At 66.2% G+C, this 15,986-nt stretch carries 15 protein-coding genes and 1 tRNA gene; 8 read left to right on the plus strand and 8 right to left on the minus strand.

Annotated features, from left to right (window positions below; translation table 11 throughout):
* Positions 1-29: 29 nt before the first annotated feature.
* Positions 30-248: a hypothetical protein gene (locus tag H3005_RS07185; protein WP_100552901.1), complete on the minus strand. Its 219-nt coding sequence runs from the start codon at positions 246-248 to the stop codon at positions 30-32.
* 191 nt (positions 249-439) lie between these two features.
* On the opposite strand from H3005_RS07185, the gene H3005_RS07190 reads away from it, so the two are divergent.
* Positions 440-3,193: a UvrD-helicase domain-containing protein gene (locus H3005_RS07190; RefSeq protein ID WP_100552902.1), complete on the plus strand. Its 2,754-nt coding sequence runs from the start codon at positions 440-442 to the stop codon at positions 3,191-3,193.
* A 125-nt stretch (positions 3,194-3,318) separates the two neighbouring features.
* Here H3005_RS07190 and H3005_RS07195 read toward each other — a convergent pair.
* Together H3005_RS07195 and H3005_RS07200 are read right to left on the minus strand one after the other, a co-directional pair.
* Positions 3,319-3,408: transfer RNA gene (locus H3005_RS07195), tRNA-Ser, on the minus strand.
* Positions 3,409-3,496: 88 nt separating this feature from the next.
* Positions 3,497-4,489, minus strand: coding sequence for a LysR family transcriptional regulator (locus H3005_RS07200; protein ID WP_025878750.1), 993 nt, complete (start codon positions 4,487-4,489; stop codon positions 3,497-3,499).
* Between the two features lie 122 nt (positions 4,490-4,611).
* Between H3005_RS07200 and H3005_RS07205 the strand changes: the two genes are divergently transcribed.
* Together H3005_RS07205 and H3005_RS07210 are read left to right on the plus strand one after the other, a co-directional pair.
* Positions 4,612-5,199, plus strand: a complete 588-nt coding sequence (locus tag H3005_RS07205) for an NAD(P)H-dependent oxidoreductase (RefSeq protein ID WP_100552903.1) — start codon at positions 4,612-4,614, stop codon at positions 5,197-5,199.
* Between the two features lie 135 nt (positions 5,200-5,334).
* A complete protein-coding gene (locus H3005_RS07210) occupies positions 5,335-5,685 on the plus strand; it encodes a ligand-binding protein SH3 (RefSeq protein ID WP_100552904.1) in 351 nt (116 codons plus the stop codon).
* A 355-nt stretch (positions 5,686-6,040) separates the two neighbouring features.
* On the opposite strand, the gene serS is transcribed toward H3005_RS07210, so the two are convergent.
* Positions 6,041-7,321 (minus strand): serine--tRNA ligase, encoded by a 1,281-nt coding sequence (gene serS, locus H3005_RS07215; protein WP_100552905.1) that lies wholly within the window; start codon positions 7,319-7,321, stop codon positions 6,041-6,043.
* A gap of 113 nt (positions 7,322-7,434) precedes the next feature.
* Between serS and H3005_RS07220 the strand changes: the two genes are divergently transcribed.
* Positions 7,435-8,079, plus strand: coding sequence for an energy transducer TonB (locus tag H3005_RS07220; protein ID WP_100552906.1), 645 nt, complete (start codon positions 7,435-7,437; stop codon positions 8,077-8,079).
* Between the two features lie 118 nt (positions 8,080-8,197).
* Positions 8,198-8,764: an energy transducer TonB gene (locus tag H3005_RS07225; protein ID WP_100552907.1), complete on the plus strand. Its 567-nt coding sequence runs from the start codon at positions 8,198-8,200 to the stop codon at positions 8,762-8,764.
* Between the two features lie 131 nt (positions 8,765-8,895).
* Here the strand turns inward: H3005_RS07225 and aroA are convergent, their stop codons facing one another.
* From aroA to H3005_RS07245, 4 genes are all read right to left on the minus strand, one after another.
* Positions 8,896-10,203: a 3-phosphoshikimate 1-carboxyvinyltransferase gene (aroA, locus tag H3005_RS07230; protein WP_100552908.1), complete on the minus strand. Its 1,308-nt coding sequence runs from the start codon at positions 10,201-10,203 to the stop codon at positions 8,896-8,898.
* 74 nt (positions 10,204-10,277) lie between these two features.
* On the minus strand, positions 10,278-11,468 hold the full coding sequence (pheA, locus tag H3005_RS07235) for a prephenate dehydratase (protein WP_100552909.1): 1,191 nt from the start codon (positions 11,466-11,468) through the stop codon (positions 10,278-10,280).
* A 51-nt stretch (positions 11,469-11,519) separates the two neighbouring features.
* Positions 11,520-12,605, minus strand: coding sequence for a 3-phosphoserine/phosphohydroxythreonine transaminase (serC, locus tag H3005_RS07240; protein WP_100552910.1), 1,086 nt, complete (start codon positions 12,603-12,605; stop codon positions 11,520-11,522).
* A gap of 253 nt (positions 12,606-12,858) precedes the next feature.
* On the minus strand, positions 12,859-13,668 hold the full coding sequence (locus tag H3005_RS07245; protein WP_100552911.1) for an FHA domain-containing protein: 810 nt from the start codon (positions 13,666-13,668) through the stop codon (positions 12,859-12,861).
* Between the two features lie 125 nt (positions 13,669-13,793).
* On the opposite strand from H3005_RS07245, the gene H3005_RS07250 reads away from it, so the two are divergent.
* The 3 genes from H3005_RS07250 to H3005_RS07260 all read left to right on the plus strand — a co-directional run bounded on the left by H3005_RS07250 (position 13,794) and on the right by H3005_RS07260 (position 15,902).
* Complete coding sequence (locus tag H3005_RS07250; protein ID WP_025876985.1) at positions 13,794-14,069, plus strand: polyhydroxyalkanoic acid system family protein; 276 nt, start codon at positions 13,794-13,796, stop codon at positions 14,067-14,069.
* 81 nt (positions 14,070-14,150) lie between these two features.
* Positions 14,151-14,642 (plus strand): phasin family protein, encoded by a 492-nt coding sequence (locus H3005_RS07255; RefSeq protein WP_100552912.1) that lies wholly within the window; start codon positions 14,151-14,153, stop codon positions 14,640-14,642.
* A gap of 237 nt (positions 14,643-14,879) precedes the next feature.
* A complete protein-coding gene (locus H3005_RS07260; RefSeq protein WP_100552913.1) occupies positions 14,880-15,902 on the plus strand; it encodes a restriction endonuclease in 1,023 nt (340 codons plus the stop codon).
* Positions 15,903-15,986 lie beyond the last annotated feature (84 nt).

Consider the following 15,986-nt stretch of genomic DNA (forward strand, 5'->3'; position numbering starts at 1 on the left):
TTTGAAGCTGCGAAAGGTTTCGTCAGCGATCAGTCTTGCCAGCGGATCCGGCCCGGTACCAGCGCCAGGCGCCTTATCTCCCCTGGAGCAATGACGGTGCCATCCTCCATCTCGACGTGCATCCCGGAGACGTCACCCTCGTATCCCTGCATGGCAGCGGTAACCAGAATCCTCAATGCACCCGTCCGGACATCGTAGCCGCCGGCGGTGTGCTTCAAGGTTCCCACGCTGTTCCAGTCAATTTCCATGACCAACCTTTGGATCCACACGCTTCATGCTGGCATACGCCATGTTACGGGGCGAAGCTGCGGCATGCAGTATGCGGGCACGCTACCCGCCTTTGGGTAATAGGCTACAAGCGACGTCAAGTCCCCTTATCATGAGGGATTGAGGGCCCAAGAGGCCCAATTGACGCTTGCAAGGCAGTATCTGGATGTCTATGGAATGGCGCCCCTCGGGCTGGGGCCGACGTGTGACTCGTTCGCCCCACTGGTGGCTGCGGCTCGATGGCGAACACGTCGAGCTGAATATCTCCGGCCAGCGGTACCGGCAGCGTGTGGATGACGATCATCGCGTGCAGGTCATTCCAGGCCTGTTCTGGTCACGGGTCGAACTGCAGACCGGGAATGCAGCTGGGCAGTCAGTAGACGGGCTGCCCAACCGGCAAGCATCCCGGCTTGCAGCTGCCCTGCAGCAGATGCGCTTTGCGCGTACCACGCGTGGGCGCAGGGCCCTGTTCGACACGATTCTGGAGCAGATCCAGTCGTGGTTGAGCGCAGCAGATGACCTCATCGACCGAGGCAATGCAGGCCGCCTCTGGATCACCCACGAGCAGCAGCAGGCGCTGCTGACCGAGCGCTCCACCCTGCCCCTGCAGCCCCGGGAGCTGGAGCAGCTGTTCCTCGATGAAGACGTGCATGAAGATCTGCAAGCGCATGACCATCGCGTCGCGCTGGACGCGCTGCGCGACTGGAACCTGGATTGGCCCGCCGCCTGGACCGAAGCCAATGAGGCCATGACCCGGCGCGAACTGGTGTTGGCCAAGAACTTCCTGGACCGGGTCGAGAGCAGGCCGCTGACCGAGGAACAGGCACGCGCTGTCATCTGCTTCGACAACCGGGTGCAGGTGGTGGCCGCAGCCGGTTCCGGCAAGACCTCCACCCTGGTCGCCAAGGCGGCGTATGCCATTGACCGCGGCCTTGTCCAGCCGGAGCGCATCGTGATGCTGGCCTTCAACAAGGATGCCGCCAAAGAGCTGGAAGATCGGGCACAGCGATCCTTCGAGCGGCTGGGCATGGGCGATACCGTGGTGGAGGCGCGCACTTTCCATGCACTTGGCCTGTCCATCATCGCCAAGGCGACGGGACGCAAGCCTGATATTCCCGAATGGGCCATCGATGCAACGCTGGGCTTCAACAAGCTGGCCGAGCTGGTGGACGACCTGAAGGACCGCTCGACCCACTTCCGCACCCAGTGGGACATGTTCCGGCTGGTATTCGGGCGCGATCTGCCGCCGCTGGGCACGCAGATGCTGGCCGATGGCTACGACCGCGACGGCACCCCCTACATCCGCACCCTGCAGGGTGAACGGGTGAAGAGCCTGGAAGAGTGCGTGATTGCCGATTGGCTGTTCTACAACGGCGTGGTCTACGACTACGAGCGGCGCTACGAGTTCGACACCGCCACGGATACCCATCGCCAGTATCGCCCGGACTTCTTTTACCCGGACGCCGAGCTGTACCACGAGCACTTCGCGCTGGATGCCGACGGCCAGCCGCCGCAGCAGTTTGCCAACTACGCCGATGGCGTGCGCTGGAAACGCGAGCAGCATGCCGCACGCGGTACTGCGCTGGTCGAGACCACCTCGTTCGGGCTGCGCAGTGGCGAGGCCCTGCACCACCTGTCGGAACGGCTGGGCGAATCACGCATCGAGCTGGACCCCAACCCGGACCGCGAGCTGCCCGATGCCGGCGCCAAGCCCATGCCCGATGCGGACCTGATCGGGCTGATGCGCACCTTCATTGCCCATGCCAAGAGCAACTGCCTGAGCCTGGAAGACATGGCCGAGCGTCTGCGGCAGATGCCCGAGGACCAGTTCAAGGAACGCTACCGGCGCTTCCTGGAAATCGCCGGCCCCGTGTTCCAGGCGTGGGACGACGCGCTGGCGGACGAACGCAGCATCGACTTCGAAGACATGTTGAACATGGCCGCCGGGCTGCTGGAACAGGGCCACTATGAATCGCCCTACGAGCTGGTGATGGCCGACGAATTCCAGGACGCCTCGCGCGCCCGCGCCCGCCTGTGCCGCGCTCTGGTCAACCGCCCGGGCCGCTATCTGTTTGCCGTAGGCGACGACTGGCAGTCGATCAACCGCTTCGCCGGCGCCGATGTTTCAGTGATGACCGGTTTCCGCGAATGGATGGGGCACGGCCAGGTGCTCAAACTGGAGCAGACGTTCCGCTGCCCACAGGCACTGTGCGATACCTCCAGCCGCTTCATCAGCCGCAATCCGGCGCAGATTGCCAAGACGGTTCGTTCTGCTGCGCCGGCAATGGGCCCGGTGCTGCAGGCGTTCCAGATGAACCGGCGTGAGGAGGTGCAGGATGGTGTTCGCCAGTACCTGTCCACGCTGCATCAGCAACTGCTGTCCGGCGCGGTTCCGAAGGGCCGCAACGGGCGCGTCTCTGTCTTCATCCTGGGGCGCTACCGCGCGGATCGCAGCGCGCTGCCTTCGGAGTGGAAGACGGCCTTCGGCAGCACGATGGAGGTCGAGTTCCTGACGGCGCACCGTTCAAAGGGGCGCGAGGCGGATTATGTGATCCTGCCTGGGATGGTGAATCGAGGCTTCCCGAGCCTGCGATCGGATGACCCGGTGCTCTCTTTGGCGATGCCAGATGGCGACACCTACCCGTTGAGCGAAGAACGGCGGTTGTTCTATGTGGCACTGACGCGTGCACGGCGCTCGGTTGTGATGTTCACCTTGCAGGGGAAGCACTCGCCGTTCCTGGATGAGCTGGTGAACGAAGGTGCCGTGGAGGTCACCGGGATTTCAGGGACGGCTATCAAAGAAGAGCGCTGCCCGGTATGCAAGGTGGGCGTGTTTGTCGACAGAACGGGGCCGCATGGGCCTTTCAGGTCGTGCTCCAGTTACCCGTTGTGCCATAGCAAGCCGAAAGGTGGTTTTCGTGGGTAAGCGCATCCGGCCTCATCCACGCATGCCTGCACATCTCAGGGGCGCATGCTGATCTGACGGTTCGATGACGCGCAACTGCAGCGACAACGAAAAAGCCCCTGTTTCCAAGGGCTCTTTAAGACAACTGGCGGAGAGAGTGGGATTCGAACCCACGGAAGGTTTAACCCTTCGCCGGTTTTCAAGACCGGTGCCTTAAACCGCTCGGCCATCTCTCCGTATCGGCCCAGCCTGCTGGCCGGGCACGCATTCTCGCACGGCCGGGCGATTTGCCCAAGACCGTTGTTCCATCGTCGGAGGCAGGCCTCAGCCCGCGTCCACCGCCAACGCACCCAGCGCACTGGCCTTGATGCGCTCCTTGGCCTTTTCGCAGGCGCCGCCGCAATCCAGGCGCGAGGCCTCCAGCTGCGGCGGCAGGTGCTCGGCCAGGAAGTCGATGAACACCCGCACCGCCGGCAGCAGGCCGCGGCGCGAGGCGAACACGGCGTGGCACACACCCTGCGGCAGCGACCAGTCCGGCAGCACCACTTCCAGCTCGCCATTGCGCACGGCATCGGCGCAGACCGTTTCCGGCAGCATGGTGATGCCGAAACCGTCCTTCACCATGCTCTGCAGCAGCGGGAAGTCGAAACCGGCCACGCGCGGCTGCAGGTCCACCCGGCGCACCGCGCCTTCCGGTCCGTGCAGTTCCCAGCGCTGACGCGCCTCGTCCTCGCTGATGCTCAAGGTGACGTGGTTCGCCAGCTCCTCCGGGTCCTTCGGGCGACCGGCGCGGTCCAGGTACTTCGGGCTGGCCACCAGCAGCTCCTGCACCTGGCCGAAGCTGCGCATCACCAGGCTGCCATCGTCATCCAGACGCGAACGCACGCGCAGGGCCACGTCGTAGCCTTCGTTGATGATGTCCACGCGGCGGTTGCTGATATTCAGCTGCAGCCGCACCTTCGGGTACTGCTCCAGGAACTTGGGCAGCAGCTTGGGCAGCTGCATCTGCGCCAGCGATACCGGCACGCTGGCGCGTACCAGGCCGCGTGGCTCGGCGCTAAGGCGGTCCACCACCTCGCGCGCGGCCTGCGCCTCGGCCAGCATGGTCTGGGCGTGGCGGTGCACGCTGGTACCGACGTCGGTGACGGCAAAGCGGCGCGTGGAGCGCTGCAGCAGGCGCACGCCCAGGTCGGTTTCCAGCTGGCTGATACGGCGGCTCAGGCGCGACTTGGGGATGCCCAGCGCGCGCTCGGCGGCGGCGAAACCGCCGTGGTCGACCACCATCGCGAAGTAGTACAGATCATTCAGGTCATGCATACCCGAGTTCCATTAGTAGAACAATACGTGGCATTCAACCACCTTTATCCCGCCCTTGCAACAACCTATTGTTCTCTCCGTCGGCGGCAAGCCCGCCACCCCTCCCGAACATAGGTACTGCCATGAAGCTTCTGCACATCGACGCCAGCGTGCTTGGCGACAACTCCGTCTCCCGCCACCTGACCGCCGCCGTGGTGGCCCAGTTCAAGCAGCAGATCGACGGCCTGCAGGTTGATTATCGCGATCTTGACGCCAATCCGGTACCGCATCTGCGCAGCGGTTCGCTGGCCAAGACCGATCCGGCTGAGGCCGCCGATGCTGAACAGGTGCTCGAGCAGTTCCTGGCTTCCGACATCGTGGTGATCGGCGCGCCGATGTACAACTTCAGCGTGCCCTCCACCCTGAAGGCCTGGATCGACCGCGTGGCGGTGGCCGGGCGCACCTTCAAGTACACCGAGAACGGCCCGGTGGGCCTCGCCGGTGGCAAGCGGGTGATCGTGGTCAGCAGCCGTGGCGGCATCTACACCGACTCGCCGGCGGACTTCCAGGAGCCCTTCCTGCGCCAGACGTTCGCCTTCTGGGGCATCAACGACATCGAGTTCGTGCGTGCCGAGGGCATCGCCTACTCGCCGCAGCACCGCGAAGACGCGATTGCCGGTGCACTGGCAGCACTGCCGTCGCATGAGGCGGTGGAAGTGGCAGCGGCGTAACCCGTTCCAGCGTTCGGCGCCTCTCTCCCTCGTCTGGGCGCTGAACGCGGGCCGGGATTCCCTCCCCCATCCCGGCCCACCCTACCCTGGCGGCCCTGCTTTTGCGGGGCCGCTTTTTTTTGCCACCATGGCGCGATGAACTACATCGTGACGGCTGCGCACCGCAGTGAATTTCCGCACCCGATAGCCCTGCACTGTGGGCAGGCACTGGTGGTGGGCGAGCGTTATGAGGGGCCCGAGGGTTGGGAGGACTGGTTTCTGTGCGAGGCCGAGGGGCAGCAGCCGGGGTTCGTGCCGGCGCCGGTGATCGGTCGCGATGCGCAGGGCGGCGCGTTTGCCACGGAGGACTACTGCGCGCGGGAGCTGGATGTGGACCCGGGGCAGCAGCTGCGGGGTGTGCGCACGCTCAATGGTTGGGCGTGGTGTGTGCCGGAGGCGGGGGAAGCGGGTTGGGTACCGCTGGAGAAGCTGCGCTTGGCGGGTTGATGGATTGCGCTATCCACGCATGGCGTGGATCTACTGCAAAGCCTGAGGCCCCAGGTGAGTGGATCTTGCACCCCACCGGTAGATCCACGCCATGCGTGGATGCCGCACCGCCTCAGTAGATCCACGCCATGCGTGGATGCCGCACCGCCCCAGTAGATCCACGCCATGCGTGGATGCAGCACCGCCTCAGTAGATCCACGCCATGCGTGGATGCCGCACCGCCTCAGTAGATCCACGCCATGCGTGGATGCCACACCGCCTCAGTAGATCCACGCCATGCGTGGATGAAGTGCCATGCAAGCATGGCACCCACCAAAGCCTGAGCAGTGCCATGCAAGCATGGCATCTACCGGGTTCAACCGATGGTGTCGATACCGCCCATGTACGGGCGCAGGGCTTCAGGCACGGTGATGCTGCCGTCGGCGTTCTGATAGTTCTCCATCACCGCGATCATCGCGCGACCCACGGCCACACCCGAGCCATTCAGCGTATGTGCCAGCTCCGGCTTACCGGTGGCCGGATTGCGCCAGCGGGCCTGCATGCGGCGGGCCTGGAAGTCGCCACAGTTCGAGCACGAGGAAATCTCGCGGTAGGTTTCCTGCGACGGCAGCCAGACTTCCAGGTCGTAGGTCTTGATGGCCGAGAAGCCCATGTCGCCGGTGCACAGCAGCACCTTGCGGTACGGCAGGCCCAGCTTCTCCAGCACCACTTCGGCGCAGCGGGTCATGCGCTGGTGCTCGGCGTCGCTGTCTTCCGGGCGACAGATCGAGACCAGCTCGACCTTCTCGAACTGGTGCTGGCGGATCATGCCGCGCACGTCGCGGCCGCCGCTGCCGGCTTCGGAACGGAAGCACAGCGAGTGGGCGGTCATGCGCAGCGGCAGGCGCTCGGCGTCGAGGATCTCGTCGCGGGCGATGTTGGTCAGCGAGATTTCCGAGGTCGAGATCAGGTAACGCTTCTGCTCACCCAGCTGGGTGATGAACATGTCCTCTTCGAACTTGGGCAGCTGGCCGGTGCCGTACAGGCTGTCGGCGTTGACGATCACCGGCACGTTGGTTTCCTGGTACTCGTGCTCGCCGCTGTGCAGGTCGAGCATGAACTGGGCCAGGGCACGGTGCAGGCGCGCGATCGGGCCACGCAGCACGGTGAAGCGCGAGCCGGACAGCTTGGCCGCGGTCTCGCCGTCCAGCCACTTGTTGCGCGCGCCCAGTTCGACGTGGTCGAGCACCTTGAAATCGAACTGGCGCGGGGTACCCCAGCGCGACTGCTCGACGTTCTCGCTCTCGTCGGCGCCGGCCGGTACGTCATCGGCAGGAAGGTTCGGGATGCCCATCGAGATCGTGTCGATCTTCTCGCGCAGCTCATCCAGGGCCACTTCCGAGGCCTTCAGTTCATCGGCGAAGGCGGCAACCTCGGCCATGATGGCCGAAACGTCCTCGCCCTTGGCCTTGGCCTGGCCGATGGCCTTGGAGCGGCTGTTGCGAAGGCTCTGCAGCTCCTGGGTACGCACTTGGATGCGCTTGCGATCCGCCTCCAGTGACTCCAGGGCAGACACGTCGAGCTCGAAGCCGCGGCTGGTGCGCAGGCGTTCGGCGAGGTCGGCGGGCTGGTGGCGGAGCAGGGCTGGATCAAGCATGGCAGGCGTCGTGGTGGGTAACAGGAACGGGATTATCGCCTGTTATACGGAATTCTGCCGCCCGGTTCATTCCGGCCGTGGCAGAATCGAGGCATTCCGTACTGGTCTGGTCCATGTCTGCTCCCCGTCCGTCGCCTGCCAAGTCGTTCACCGTGCATATCCCGCGCAACGCCCTGAAGATCGCCGGCATCGCCTTCGGCGTGGGCATCCTGCTGTTCGTGCTGGTCTGGCTGACCGGACGCGACAAGCAGTTCTTCCGCGCCGACCCTGCCGCGCAGACGCCGCAGGAAACCGCCCAGGTGGAACCGCTGCCCGAGCCGCTGGCCGCAGCGGCAGGCTCCAGCGACATGCCCGACGCCAAGCCGGCCCCGGTGCCGGACGAAGAAGATGCGCCGAAGTTGGTGGAAACCGCCCCGCCGCCGCCGCCGGCCACGGTTGAACCAACCCCGGCGGCGCCGGGCACTGCGGCCCCGGCAACCGCCAATGCGCAACCGATGCCGATTGCCGGCCAGTCGCCGCCACCGGCCTACCCGGCCGCCGCCCTGCGACGCGGTGAAGCCGGCAGCGTGGTGGTGCGGGTGGAGGTGGACGCCACCGGATACCCGAACAACGTGACGGTGATCCAGCGCAGCGGTTCGCGTGAACTGGACCGCGCGGCAACCGACGCGGTGCGTCGCTGGCGCTTCAGCCCGGCAGTGAGCAATGGCCAGCCGGTGCCCGGCAGCATTGAAGTGCCGTTCGATTTCAAGCCGCAATAACTGAACGTTTCCCCGCAGAAAAGCTGAACCTTGCAGGACGCGTTGACGCAACACTGACACGCTGCGACGCCGCCTCGGGCAACACTCTGGGCGTCGTTACTGACGCGAGGAGTTTGCGATGACTGCTACTACCCACGAAAACCTTCATTCCCCGCAGCTGCAGCAGGATGGCACGCTTGAGCCCCGCTCGGCGTCTCCTTGGCTGTGGCTGGCACTGATCGTGGCGATGTTCGCCGCGGCACTGGTCTGGCTGCGCTTTGCCAACCATGACGACGTTGCGCCTGCGCCGGTGAGCGAGCGCATGCTGCCGGCTACTGAAACGCCGGTTGCCATCGCACCGGCCCCGGCTACGCGCCAGGCCGCGCCTGCGCAGAGCCAGCGCAAGGCGGCCCCGGCCGTACGCAACCGTGAGGCGCGCCCGCTGGCCAGCAACAGCAAGCCCAGCTATCCGGCCGCCGCGCTGCGTAGTGGCGTGCAGGGCAGCGTGGTTGCCAGCTTGAACGTGGATACCCGTGGCAACGTGACCGATGCGGCGATCGTGTCGCGCAGCGGTGAACGCAGCCGCGACCTGGACCGCGCCGTGTTGAACACCGTGCAGCGCTGGAAGTTCGAGCCGGCCGTGCAGCAGGGCCGTGCCGTGGCCAGCGTGGTGCGGGTTCCGGTGGATTTCCGCACCCAGCGCTGATCGTCGGTAACGCCTGAAATGAAAACGGAGGCTTCGGCCTCCGTTTTTTTTGCGCAGAAGCATGCCAACCAAGGTTGGCACCTACCAGGCCATGTGATCCGCCAGGCCACGCCCGGCGGATGCGGTGCCGGTCAGGACAGGTTGAAGCCGGCGCTGCGGGCCAGGCCGTCGAAGTCCGGGAAGGACGTTGCGACGTTGGCGATGTCGTTGATGCGCACTTCGCCATGACTGATCTGGCCGGCAATGGCGAAGGCCATCGCGATCCGATGATCGCCGTGGCTTTCAATGGTGCCACTGCCCAGCGATACGCCGCCGTGCAGGGTGGCGCCATCTTCGGTTTCGTCCACCTGCATGCCCAGCGCGCGCAGGCCGGTCGCCATCGCCGCCAGACGATCGGATTCCTTCACCCGCAGTTCGGCGGCGCCGGTCACCACGGTCTGCCCTTCAGCGGCGGCAGCAGCCACGAACAGGGCCGGGAACTCGTCGATCATGTCCGGCACCAGTTCCTCCGGAATACGCGCGCCCTTCAGCGGCGCGTAGCGCACCACCAGATCGGCCACCGGTTCGCCGCCCTGCTCTGCTGGGTTCTCTTCGGTGATGTCCGCGCCCATCAGGCGCAGCGCGTGCAGCAGGCCGGTACGGCGCGGATTGAGGCCGACCTGCTTCAGGCGCAGCTCGGAGCCGGGAATGATGCTGGCGGCGACCAGGAAGAATGCGGCCGAGGAGAAGTCGGCCGGCACCACGATGTCGGTCGCTCGCAGGCGCTGGCCACCACGCAGGCGGGCCTTGCCCGGCGAGAATGCGATGTCCACGCCGAACGCGGACAACATGCGTTCGGTGTAGTCGCGGGTCGGGTGCGGTTCGGTCACGCTGGTCTCGCCATGCGCGTACAGGCCCGCCAGCAGCACGGCGGACTTGATCTGCGCGCTGGCCACCGGCGAGGCAAAGTCGATGCCGTGTAGGGTCTGCCCGCCATGCACGTGCAGCGGCGGCGTGCCGTCTGCCTCGGTGTCGATCTTCGCGCCCATCTGCGACAGCGGGCCGGTGACGCGGCGCATCGGACGGCCGGACAGCGATTCGTCGCCGACCAGCGTGCAGTCGAATGCCTGACCGGCCAGCAGGCCGGCCAGCAGACGCATGCCGGTGCCGGCATTGCCGCAGTCCAGCGGCGCGCTGGGTGCCTGCAGGCCATCGATGCCGACCCCGTGCACGATCCGCTGCGACGCACTCGGAGTTTCGATGCGCACGCCCAACTGGCTGAAGATGCGCGCGGTGGCGCGGGTGTCTTCGCCTTCCAGGAAGCCTTCGATATGCGAGGTGCCGTCGGCCAGCGCGGCGAACATCACCGAGCGGTGCGAGACCGACTTGTCGCCGGGAATGGTCAGGCTGCCCTGCAGGGGCTGGCCCTTGCGGGCGATCCAGTGCTGCGCGTTGCTCATCGTTGAATTGTTCCGTAAACGCCGGGTCGCCGGCGGTGCATCAGGGGCGGCGGCCGCAGCCGCCGCAGCAGGGATCAGGGCACGGCCACCGGATAGGAGCCAAGCACCTTGATCTGCGCCGAGTGCGCTTCCAGTTCCGCCAGTGCGGCCTGCATCGGTGCGTCGTCGATGTGGCCGGCCAGGTCGATGAAGAAGCCGTATTCCCACTTGCCATGGTGCGAGGGCCGCGACTCGATGCGGTTCATGCTGATGCCATGGCGCGCGAACGGGCTGAGCACATCGAACAGCGCACCCGGCTTGTCATGGATGAACACCAGCACCGAGGTACGGTCGTGGCCGGAGGTCGGGAAGATGTTGCGGCCCACCACCAGGAAACGGGTGGTGTTGTCGGCATCGTTCTGGATCGGCTTGGTGACGACCTTCTTCAGGCCGTACACGTGGCCGGCGCTCTCGCCGCCGATGGCCGCGGCGTCGTCGGCATTGCGCGCACGGCGCGCACCTTCGGCGTTGCTGGCCACCGGGATCTTCTCGGCCTTGGGCAGGTTGGCGCGCATCCATGCCGAGGTCTGCATGAACGACTGCGGATGGCCGTAGACGCGTTCGATGTCTTCGATGCGGCCGCTGCGCGACATCAGGTACTGCTGCACGCGCAGTTCCACTTCGCCGCAGATTTTCAGGTTGGAGGTGAGGAACATGTCCAGGGTGATCTGGATGGTGCCCTGCCCCGAGTTCTCCACCGGCACCACGCCGAAATCGGCGTTGCCCGCTTCCACTTCCTGGAACACTTCTTCGATGCTGGCCATCGGCAGGCCCAGCGCAGAGCGGCCGAAGTGCTTGAGCACGGCCTGCTGGCTGAAGGTACCTTCCGGGCCGAGGTAACCGATCTTCAACGGCTCCTGCTGGGCCAGGCAGGCCGACATGATTTCGCGGTAGACGTGCACCAGCAGCTCATCGCTGAGCGGGCCTTCGTTGCGGTCCACCACCATGCGCAGCACCTGCGCTTCGCGTTCGGGGCGGTAGTAATCGACGGCGGCGGCGAGCTTGCCCTTGGCCTTGCCGACCTGGTGGGCGAACTGTGCGCGCTCGGCGATCAGGCTCTGGATGTCACGGTCGATCTGGTCGATCTTCGAACGCACATCAGCCAGCGCCAGTGGCGCCAGTGTCGGCACCGCGGTTGCCTTCGACTTGCCCTTGGGCTTGGAGGTGGCGCTGTCCTTGACCGGTTCGGCCTTCTTCGACGCCTTCTTGCTGGGTTTGCTTGCCATCGGAATTCCTTGTTGCGGGGCGCGCACCCGACGATGCGCGCCGTTCATTGCTCAGCCGTGACGCTGCTGGAAATCGGCCATGAAGGCGACCAGCGCCTCGGCCCCGGCCAGCGGCATGGCGTTGTAGAGCGACGCACGAATGCCGCCGACCACCTTGTGACCCTTCAGCGCCAGCAGGCCGGCGGCCTTGGCTTCGGCGACGAAGCGGGCATCGAGGTCGGTGCTGGGCAGGAAGAACGGGATGTTCATCCGCGAGCGCGCCGAATGCGCGACCTCATTGCGATAGAAACCGCCGGAGGCATCGATGGCGCCGTACACCAGCGCGGCCTTGGCGGCGTTGCGCTTGGCGAACTCGACCACGCCGCCTTCGGCGAGCATCCACTTGAACACCAGGCCGGCCAGATACCAGTTCCAGGTCGGCGGCGTATTGAGCATGGAATCGCGGGCGACGTGCGAGCGGTAATCGAAGATGTCCGCACGCGGCTGGCCACTGCGCTCCAGCAGGTCGCGTCGGATGATCATCACCGCGATGCCGACGGGGCCAAGGTTCTTCTGCGCACCGGCATAGATCACGCCGTAGCGGCGCACATCCAGCGGCTCGCTGGCGATGGACGAGCTGAAATCGGCCACCAGCGGCACGTTGCCGGTCTCGGGCACATCACGGAACTCGACGCCGTGGATGGTCTCGTTGGCGGTGATGTGCACGTAGGCGGCATCGGGCGAAAGCTGCCAGCCGGCGCGCTCGGGCAGCTGGCGATAGCCTTCGCCCTCGCTGCTGGCGGCGACGTTGACGTCCACGTACGGGCTGGCCTGCTTGACCGCGGTCTTGCCCCAGTGGCCCGTGACCACGTAGTCGGCACGCTGGCCGGGGCTGGCGAAGTTGAGCGGAATCAACGCCTGCTGGGTGGTGGCACCACCGGGCAGGAACAGCACCGCATAGTCTTCGGGGATGTCGAGCAGGCGGCGCAGGTCGGCCTCGGCCTCGGCGGCCACGGACATGAATTCCGGTCCGCGATGGCTCATTTCCACGATGGAGGCACCGCTACCGTGCCAGTCCAGCATTTCCGCCTGCGCCTGGCGCAGGACCGATTCCGGCAACGTTGCAGGGCCGGCACTGAAGTTGAACGCGCGCGTCATGGCACACCTGTGGGGCAAGACCCCTAGTATGCCGCACTGCACCAGCCTTGCGGCCTAGTGTCGCAAGGGAAATTTGGTTGCATCCGTATCCATTGGCCGCGCGCGGTGCGGGGCCGTGCATGGTCTTGGTAGCCGCCAACCTTGGTTGGCGTACGCCGGCAGGCGTCATGGGTGCGGAGGGAGCGTGCCAACCAAGGTTGGCATCTACCAGAGCGAAGGCCGGTAGCGCCGGGCCATGCCCGGCGGATGCGGTTCAGCGCGCGCCGAACCACAGCAGCAGACTCAGCACCGCCGCCAGCAGCAACGCACTGCCCAGCAGCCAGGGCCAGCGGCGCACCCGACGCGGGGCCGCAGGCACCACCGGCGCCTGTTCGGCTTCGTCGCTGCCTTCGTCATCAGCCAGCGGCGGGCGGCGGCGCGGGTCGTGCGGCACTTCCAGCACGAACCGGTGCTGGCCATCGAACACGACCTGGTCGCCAGCCTGCAGCCAGCAGTGGCGCACGGCTACGCCGTTGACCCGGGTGCCGTCGGCACTGCCCAGGTCACGCAGCAATACCCGCTCGCCGTGCACTTCCACCCGCGCGTGCTGTTCGGCGAAAGCAGGCTCATCGATCTCGATGTCGACATCGCTGCCGCGGCCGATCACCCGCGTGCGCGACAGGGGGTAGCTGCGGCCGTGATGCAGGCCACCGACACCGCGCAGCAGGCGCTGCTCGTCACCGTTGCCTTCGATGCTGGCAGCCGGCGCCGGTGCCTGCAGCAGGGTGTCGACCTCGCCCTGCAGGACCATTTCCACGCCGTCCACATATACCGCGTCACCGGCCCGCAGCAGGGCCATGCGCCGTACCGGACGGCCGTTCACATGGATGCCGCGGATACCGTTGCCGACCTGCAGCCAGAGGCCGCGGTCGTCCATGCAGAACTGCGCGAGCAGCAGCGCGCCGTTGCCGGCATCGCCCAGGCGCACGCTGCCGTTTGCCTGGCGCACGATGCGCTGCACCCCGGGCCGTAGCGGCTGGTCGGGCTGTTGTTGTTGACTGAAGTGAACTAGCAGGTTCTGCACGCGGCGCAGACTAGCAGGTTGGCCGCCCACGAAGAAGAACCTGGGATGAGCGCTTGGCGTGGGCGCTGTCGATGCGCACAATGCTCGCCCTCTCAATTGATCCCCGCCCTGCGCCAGGAGCCTGCATGTCCACCATCGATGTCCGCCACGCCCATACCCTGCCCGACACCCAGGCACGTGAAGCGATCGAACAGGTTGCCGCCAAGCTGGGCGAACGCTTCGGCCTGAAGTCGTCGTGGGCCGCCGACGTGTTGAACTTCTCCGGCAGTGGCGTGGACGGTGCGATCGAACTGCAGCCGGGCGCGGTGCGGGTAACGGCCAAGCTGGGCTTCCTGCTGTCGGCGATGAAGGGCATGGTGGAAAGCGAGATCCAGCGTGTGTTGAAGGAAAAGCTGGGCTGAACCTGCGCTGCGGCCATCACGGCCCAGCAACGTCGGCGCGCGCTACTCTCGGGGGTAGGCCCAACTCCCCCGGGAAGTGCGATGAACCGTTACGAGAATGACGACCGCCGCGACGACGATGCCGGCTTCGGCGACCAGGCAGAACGCTTTTCGCGCAAGCTGAGCGATTCGGCACAGCAGGTCTGGCTGGCCGGACTTGGCGCCTTGGGCCGCGCGCAGGCAGAAGGAGGCCGGTTCTTCGATGGCCTGGTGAAGGAAGGCGAAGCCTGGGAGGCCCGCCGCCGTGAGCGTACCGGCGAGCAGGAACCGGGCTGGCGCGACAACGTCGAGCACTCGCTGGACGAAGCGCGCGAGAAGGCCTCCGGAACGTGGGGCAAGGTCAACAAGGCGTTCGATGACCAGGTGCAGGGTGTGCTCAAGCGTCTGCACGTGCCGACCGCCGATGAAGTGACCGCGCTGGAAGCACGCATCGACGCGCTGACCGCGCGCCTGGCCAAGCTGGAACATCGTGCCTCCACCGACGTCGATGCCCCCTCGCCGGGCAGCCACCAGTCACCGGGCAGCACGCCCTGAACCGCCTTTGTTGCAACGCAATAAATTTTCGTTGACAATCGCGTAGAACCCGCCAATCGCTTCGGCTGCCGTTTGTTCCCTCCCCTCACGGCTTCAGGATTGGCGGGTTTTTCGTGTCTGGCGCGTGCAGATCTGCGGGCTGCATCACGCTTGCTGTCGGGAGCACCCTGACGCAATCGACCGGTCGGCCCCTTACACTGTGGGCTTCCGTTTTCGCCCCTTCCGTCGTCGCCCTGCATGCTTCCCTGGATTCTGGCCCTGCTGTCGGCCCTGCTTACCTGCACCCTGGCCACCGTCTACCTCTGGTGGGTCAAGCGCCGACGTACCGAAATGCAACTGGGCCTGCAGGCCTTGGCTGGCATGCACTGGCGCGAGTTTTCCACCCTGATCAAGCGCATGCTGCGCGAGCAGCGCGGCCTGCGTGAACTGCAGGACCCGAGCGAGGAAAGCCGTGAGCCGAGCAGCGATTTCCTGCTCAGCGATGGCCCGAACACCTGGCGGGTGTCGTGCAAGCACGGCCTGGCCTATCGCATCGGCACCGCTGCGGTGAACGAACTGGGCGCTGCCGCCCGACTGGCGGGCGCCAAGGGCGGCATGCTGATCACCGAAGGCCGGGTTGAGCGCGATGGTCTGACCGCCGCAGAGAAGCAGGCGGTGGAAGTGATCGACGGTCCGCGTCTGTGGCCGTTGCTGCAGCCCTACCTGCCGACCGATGTTGACACCCGCGTGCGCGCGATCGCCCGCCATGAAGCGCTGCGCCGCATCGCCATCGCTGCACTGGCTTCAGTGACGCTGGGCCTGCTGGTCGGGCTTGGCCTGCAAGGCCTGCGCACCGAACAGGCGGATCCAACTCCCGCACCCGCCGTCGCGTCTGTCGGGCCCCCGGCCGCACAGCCGTTGCCGACGCCCGCCGAGCCGGACAAGGTTGCGGATGCACCTGCTCAGGCGGCTGCCGCACCCGCATCCGTGCCGCAGAAAACCGACGACGCGCGCAGCAATCCCAACCCCGACGCTGTCACGCTGGACCGCTACCAGGCTGAACTGGCCCGCGCCCTGGCCGGGCAATCCGGCATCGCCAGCGGCGTCTGGCTGACCCGGCAGACGCTGGCGATCAACCGCACTGGAGAACTGGAAGCGGTGTGGCCACGCGTGTGCCAGGAAGTGCTTCGCTACCCCGCCCTGCGCAACGTGCGCGTGCAGCTCAACGCCCGGCCCGGCGTCGATGAGCCGGTGCGCTGGCGGCAGTGCGCGACGTATTGATCAGGCAGCATCCACGCATGGCGTGGATCTACCCGGGGTTCTCGCGCACCGCGTAATCCAAACCGGGATTCAGTAGATCCACGC

It is taken from the genome of Stenotrophomonas sp. Br8 (genome assembly GCF_014763005.1).
Lineage (GTDB): Bacteria > Pseudomonadota > Gammaproteobacteria > Xanthomonadales > Xanthomonadaceae > Stenotrophomonas > Stenotrophomonas lactitubi.